Annotated in this window: 4 protein-coding genes; all 4 read left to right on the top strand. The window is 44.5% G+C overall.

What is annotated here, in order from left to right:
• Positions 1-580 precede the first annotated feature (580 nt).
• The gene (locus ACEW8O_RS23335) at positions 581-1,645 is read left to right on the top strand and encodes an NAD-dependent epimerase/dehydratase family protein (protein WP_373497038.1); all 1,065 of its coding nucleotides are present in this window, start codon (positions 581-583) and stop codon (positions 1,643-1,645) included.
• An 11-nt stretch (positions 1,646-1,656) separates the two neighbouring features.
• Positions 1,657-3,330 carry a hypothetical protein gene (locus ACEW8O_RS23330; protein ID WP_373497037.1) on the top strand — a complete coding sequence of 558 codons (1,674 nt, stop codon included), beginning with the start codon at positions 1,657-1,659 and terminating at the stop codon, positions 3,328-3,330.
• 91 nt (positions 3,331-3,421) lie between these two features.
• On the top strand, positions 3,422-4,927 hold the full coding sequence (locus ACEW8O_RS23325) for a glycosyltransferase (RefSeq protein ID WP_373497036.1): 1,506 nt from the start codon (positions 3,422-3,424) through the stop codon (positions 4,925-4,927).
• A 97-nt stretch (positions 4,928-5,024) separates the two neighbouring features.
• On the top strand, positions 5,025-6,697 hold a 1,673-nt coding region (locus tag ACEW8O_RS23320; protein ID WP_373497035.1), incomplete at its 3' end, for a glycoside hydrolase family 2 TIM barrel-domain containing protein.

Below are 6,697 nucleotides of genomic sequence, written 5' to 3'. Positions count from 1 at the left end.
AGAAGACGGGAGACGGAAGTTGGGGCAGACGGAGGTCGGGAGTCGGCAAATTCTTAGGAGAGATGACGCAATTGTGCTAACAATTAGGAGGAAATTGTCCTTGTCACTTCGACGCCAGGTCTTTTCCGCCGAGGCGGAAGAAGTCTATCGGGGGGTCTCACGAGGATCCGCAAATGTTAAAATATAAACATAAATAGGACCTCTTGAAATTCCTCCTGCCGTCGGAATGACCGGGATGGTACCAATGACAGATTTAGAAATGATAGTTTAGAACTATGAATAGCATTCAAATCTTGTAAATGACTTGGCCTTGTCACCTCGACGTCAGGAGAGGTCTGCAGCCCGATTTGATGTCATTACCTTTTCTGAACATTTACAAAATGTTGGGGACTCAGAATGACGGCTAGGGTTATCGGATTAACAGAAGGGGTAGAATTGACGGGATGGACTTCTAAATATCGGCTCAATTGAAAAAAATCAAGACATTAAAAATTTTGGTAGGTAAATCATGTTTTTTCAAAATTTCCTCTATATTTGAAAGCAGTTTTTAATTAATCATCCACTATTAATACAAGACTATATGAAAATAATCCTTGTCACCGGAGCTGCCGGACTGGTCGGTTCGGAAGCGGTGCGTTTTTTTTGTAATTTGGGATATACCGTTGCAGGCATCGACAATGATATGCGCCGCGTCTTTTTTGGGGACGATGCCTCTACCGACTGGAACAGGCGTCAACTGGCCGAACAGTTTGGAAGAAAGTATATCCATCACAATGTAGATATCAGGAATCAGAAGTCGGTTGACCACATATTCCGGGAATATGGCAAGGATATTGACCTTATCATCCACGCCGCCGCGCAGCCTTCTCACGATTGGGCCGTAAAGGATCCCCATACCGATTTTTCGGTCAATGCCAACGGTACCTTGAACATATTGGAAGGCACGCGGCAATTTGCTCCTGAGAGTACTTTCATTTTCTGTTCCACCAATAAAGTCTATGGCGATACACCCAACAGGCTGCCTTTGTTAGAACAGGACCTGCGTTGGGAAATTGACCCATCCCATGCCTTTGCCCGGGGAATTGACGAAACCATGAGCATCGATCAGACAAAACATTCGCTGTTCGGCGCATCAAAAGTTGCCGCCGATATATTAGTTCAGGAATACGGTCGCTATTTCTCCATGAAAACAGCTTGCTTTCGGGGCGGCTGCCTAACAGGGCCCAGCCACTCGGGAACCCAGTTACATGGTTTCCTATCCTACCTGATGAAATGCGCCATGACCAAAAAACCTTATACCATCTTCGGCTATAAGGGCAAACAGGTGCGGGACAATATACACAGCTATGACCTGATCAATGCTTTTTACCATTTTTACCGTAATCCCAAGATTGCAGAAGTATATAATATCGGCGGCGGCAGGTTCAGTAATTGCTCGATGATAGAAGCTATTCAGATCTGTGAATCCATCAGCGGAAACAAACTGGAATATACCTATGCAGAAGAAAACCGGATTGGAGACCATATTTGGTGGATCAGCCAAATCCGGAAATTTGAAGACCACTATCCGGAATGGAAGCTGACATATGACGTCCCAGGTATTTTGGAGGAAATCTTTCGGAACAATACATTGAGATGGGTTTGAAAATTGAAAACATGCCATACTTACAAAAGTATCTAAAAGATGGGCTTTTTCTCGGGGCTATCTTAGTTTCCCTTATCAGTTCGTGTGTTATTATGGCGAGTAAGAAGATCTTTTGGAATGACGAGATTTATTCCTGGTTCCTGCTTTCAGATCCATCCTTCCTGCACATGTGGGAAGCATTCAATGATCAGATCAACAATACCCCGCCCTTGTATTTTCTTATCGGCTGGCCATGGGCGCAGATTTTTGGAGATTCGACCATATCCTTGCGTCTTTTTTCTGCACTGGGAATCTGTGCAGCATTGGTCTTGGTCTGGGTCATCCTGAGGCGCTTCTATACCTTCTGGCCAGTGGTTATCGGTATGGCAGTGGTTTTTTGCACGTCCCACTTGATCCAGGAACAAAATACCGAAGCCAGAATGTACGGACTGTATCTGGCTACAGCAGCATTGACCCTTTTTGTGTATGACCGCATCTGTCGGACACCTGCACCGGGAAACAAGCTGCTGATGGTCAATTTTTTAGCGCATACTGCCTTGATCCACACCCATTTGCACGGGACTTTTTACAGCGGCGCACTATTGGTGGCATTGATCGTTTATGATTTCTTTTTTGAAAAACTTCGTCCAAAAGTTTACCTCACAATTATAGGGAGCTGGCTCACCTTTCTATTTTATTTGCCTGCGTTTCTAGTTCAGATTGGAGTAAGCAAACCTAGGGGGTGGCTTCCAGAGCCAGTACTGATTGATCTGATGAATTTGTTTTTCGGCCGCAACAATTTCTTTAATCCCGTTACCTTAATTCTGGTGTTTTTAATTGCGACCCTCGGGTATATTCTGATTCGAAGACCACAAAACGATATTTACTTTAGTAAGGAAAAACCCGCAGATTCAAAGCACCTTTTACTGGCTTCCTTCGCCTGGGTAGCGGTACCCCTTGGGGTCTACATACTTTCGAAATTCATGCAGCCGATCTTCTGGAATAGGTATTTTTTGCCTACTGGTTTGGGAATAGCTATTATAATAGTCCATAATCTACATCCGATTATTAAGACTATGGGTATTCAGGGGGAAGATACCTCGGAGATTTTCTTTTTCCGAAAGCGGACAACGGGGTATTTGATTTCCCATATAACCCTTCTCTTGTTTTATCTTGCGATTATCTGGATTCCATTAAAAAGAAGCATATCCTTTCAGGAAAATCCAAGGATTGCAGAAAGTTCCATTATGCTCGAAACCCATTCCGATTTGCCGATTGTCTGCCAATTTTCCTATTACTTCTGGGAAAATCTTTTCTATGATCCTCAACCGGAAAAATATTATTTCATTCTCGACGAGGAAGGGGCATTGGAGGGCAATAGCGGAATGTTTGGTGCACAGGAATTTAAACATATGACAGCCATTCTCAGAAATTACCCGGCACATCTCTATGATCAGGTGGTAGAAAGCAAAACTTTTTTAAGCCGCTTTGATCGCTTCATAGTCATGGATTATCCGGTTTACGATAAAGCTTGCCCCGATAAAGTAAAAGGACTTTACCAGGCAAAACTTTGGGAGAACGTACATTGCCCTCAATGGTTGGAAAACAATATTCTGAGTAATCCGGAGTACCGGATAACGGAAATAGAGCAAAACGAATTCATTACTTATTTATTGGTCGAGAAGAAACAAAAAGCAATTAATTAAAGAAGCTATAATGAAATCCACATAATTTCAAAAGACAGATTATTTTTTCATGGCATCAAAATTTATAAATTAAAAAGAAATCAGAAAAACAATGGAAGCTACAACCCCTGTTAAAAAAGATCAGCTTTTTGATTTCCCTCGCTATCCGCTTGGGATCAGGGAGACCTTCCGCGATGAATATTGGAAGAAAAAAGATCCAATCTGCAAAGACCGACTCTGGTGGCGAGCCCAAACCTTCAGGCATTTGGTACACCTGCTACCACATCAGAACATCCTGGAATTGGGATGTGGCGCAGGTCTCTTTACCGAACAACTAATGAAGGTCTCCAGAGGGGAAAACCCCATTACCGCGCTTACTTTTATTGAAGAAAATACCCGTCCAGCCCATTTTACTGACCAAGTGGAATTTATCAATGTCTTCCAGCAATCGGCTGCATTAGCCGATCGACAGTTCGATTTTATTGTGGCCATGGACCTATTGGACTCCAAAAACTGTGCGTGGTTGTTGCAAAAAATCTATGATTTGCTCAAGCCAGGCGGACAAGTGATCTTTTACGAAAGCAATCCCTGGAATGTGATGCTGAAAATGAGGAAGCTTTTGGGAAAACGTGATCCAAGAAACCTGTTGAGTCGGCGGAAACTGTACGAACTGATCTCTGAACTTGGTTTTATCCGGGTTTTTGCGGTTTACAATGATTTTGTTTATGCACCATTGACCCCACGCATTATCTGGGTGATGCGAAACCTGTCGATCATTCTGGAAAATACCGCCAGGATTCAGACTCTGGCCGGTTCAATTCTTTTGAGAGTGCAAAAACCGCCCCGGCAAGTGGAGTATCCCATCACCTCTTTGATAGACCATCCCCAATTGAAAGGCTCCGTTTCGGTAGTCATCCCCTGTCACAATGAGGAAATGAACATCCCCATACTTATTGAACGATTGAAAGGTTTTTACGGTGATTACCTGTGCGAGATCATTCCGGTAGATGATAACAGCACAGACAGTACCGGTGCGATATTGCGGAAAATGTCAGAAGAAGATTCCCTCATCCGACCGGTATTTCGCCATCCGCCAAACGGAGTGGGTAGGGCCATCAAGGATGGGATCGACGCTTCAACTGGAGCATACGTATTGACCATGGATTGTGATTTTCAGCATTTGCTGCCCGAATTGCGCGACCTCTTCGATGCTATTGCCGAAGGCTATGATGTAGCGGTCGGAAGCCGGTTTTCCCGTCATAGCGTATTACTCAATTATCCTGTGCAGAAGATTATTGCCAACCGGGGTTTTCATTCCATCGCTCAAATCCTGCTGCGACGCAAATTCCGCGATCTCACCAACAACCTAAAGCTGATGCGCCGGGAAGTTGTTGACCGCCTGGAACTCACCCAGCCCGGGTTTTCGGTCAATGCCGAAACGGGATTACAACCCCTTTTGATGGGCTATAAACTCAAAGAGGTTCCCATCTCTTGGATTAACCGGACTCCGGACATGGGGGTTTCTTCTTTTCGGCTGATGAAAGTCGGGGGTGGTTATTGGGAGGTACTGAAACAATTGTGGCGGAAAAAGCGGTCCGGGGGCTTTAAGGATAAGTAGGTTGGCATCCAAGTGTGGAACAGTGAAGATTGTCGGTTGATGTTGACTTTCCTCCGATAGTACGTTTCTTCTTTAAAAAAAATAAAATCTAAACCTGATGAGAAAAAGTATTATCATTTCTTTGTTTCTATTTGTGCTGGTCTTGGTTTTATACCTGTTTTTCTTTACCATAAGGGATTCCAAAAATTTTACTTTTAAAGAATACGAGGATCCAACCATTTTCAGTAAAAATCAAAGTGAAGGTCATGCGCCCTTTGTTCCATATACTACCCTTGAAGCAGCCTTAGCAGGCAGGCGGGAAAATTGCGAATATTTCCAATCCCTAAACGGGAGCTGGAAATTCAAGTGGGTAGCAAAGCCAAAAGAAGCGCCTTCCGATTTTTTTGCGGAAGGATTCGAGGCTTCAAATTGGGACGATATTAAAGTACCCGCTCACTGGCAAATGGAAGGATTTGGGCATCCAAAATTTCGAAACATCGCACTGCCCATTCCAACCAGTCCGCCGGGCGTTCCTGACGATTATAATCCAGTCGGATCATACCTCCGGACTTTTCAGATTCCAGAAAACTGGTCGGATCGGGAGGTCTTTCTCCGATTTGCAGGGGTTACGTCCGCTGCCTATATCTGGGTGAATGGCAAGGAGGTAGGTTATAGTCAGGGCGGGATTGCCCCCGTGGAGTTTAATGTAACATCTTATCTCCGACCAGGAAACAATATTTTGGCCGTTCGCGTGTATCGCTATTCGGACGGGACCTACTTGGAAAATATGGATATGTGGCATCTTTCCGGAATCTTTCGGGAAGTTACTTTGTTTGCAACCCCAAAAATTCACTTGAGAGATTACTACATCTCCACCGATTTGGATGAAAACTATCAGCACGCTGATCTGCGGGTTTGGGTGGATTTGGTCAATTATGGTCTTTCGGAATATTCGGGTTTAAAAGTTCGTATCAATCTATTGGATCAATTCGGAAACCGGATACTTGATAAACCCTTATTACAGGTGGTACCGGATATTGCTGTTGGTGCGACAGACAGCCTTGTTTTCACTGCCCGTGTGGAAAATCCTCTCAAATGGTCGGCGGAGGAACCCAACCTATATCGATTGATTCTGGAAATCCTGGATACCAATGGCGGGACAATTGAGGTCTATTCGCCCAATGTGGGATTCAAAAAAGTCGAAATTATTGGAAATGCCATTTATGTAAACGGAGCGGCAGTGAAATTTAACGGCGTTAACAGCGTCATGCACCACCCTCATCACGGAAAAGCTGTACCTACTGAGACGATCATCCGGGATTTTACTCTGATGAAGCAATTCAACATCAACCTGGTGCGTACCGCCCATTACCCACCTTCACAGGAATACCTCGACCTGGCCGATCAATTCGGTATTTATATCGTGAATGAAGCGGAATTGGAATGTCACAGCTTTCTACATTTGTCCGATGATCCGCTTTGGAAACCAGCCTTCCTAGACCGGGGTCGCAGAATGGTTTTGCACGATCGCAATCATCCTTCCATAGTCTTTTGGAGTGCCGGCAATGAATCCGGTACGGGCAATAATTTTAAGTATGTGATCGAACAGGGAAAGAAGCTCGATCCAGCACGGCCATTCTGGATGTACGGTGCAAATGTTTTTCTAATACCCTACGAGGACATTGTTGGTCCCCGCTACTGGGAGCCTTTCCAACTGAAGGAACTGGCTGAACAGGATCTTATCGAAGACAGTCGCCCTTCCTTTATGGATGAGTATTTGTGTGCTTCCGG

Source organism: Aquiflexum sp., assembly GCF_041749095.1.
In the GTDB taxonomy this organism is placed as follows: domain Bacteria; phylum Bacteroidota; class Bacteroidia; order Cytophagales; family Cyclobacteriaceae; genus Aquiflexum.
The sequence above is the reverse complement of the archived record's forward strand: the minus strand, read 5'-3'. Positions and strand labels throughout refer to the sequence as shown.

Excerpts from the sequence above, each read along its gene's own strand:
- ACEW8O_RS23335 (WP_373497038.1), top strand. The coding sequence starts at position 581 with ATGAAAATAATCCTTGTCACCGGAGCTGCCGGACTGGTCGGTTCGGAA.
- ACEW8O_RS23330 (WP_373497037.1), top strand. The coding sequence starts at position 1,657 with ATGCCATACTTACAAAAGTATCTAAAAGATGGGCTTTTTCTCGGGGCT.
- ACEW8O_RS23325 (WP_373497036.1), top strand. The coding sequence starts at position 3,422 with ATGGAAGCTACAACCCCTGTTAAAAAAGATCAGCTTTTTGATTTCCCT.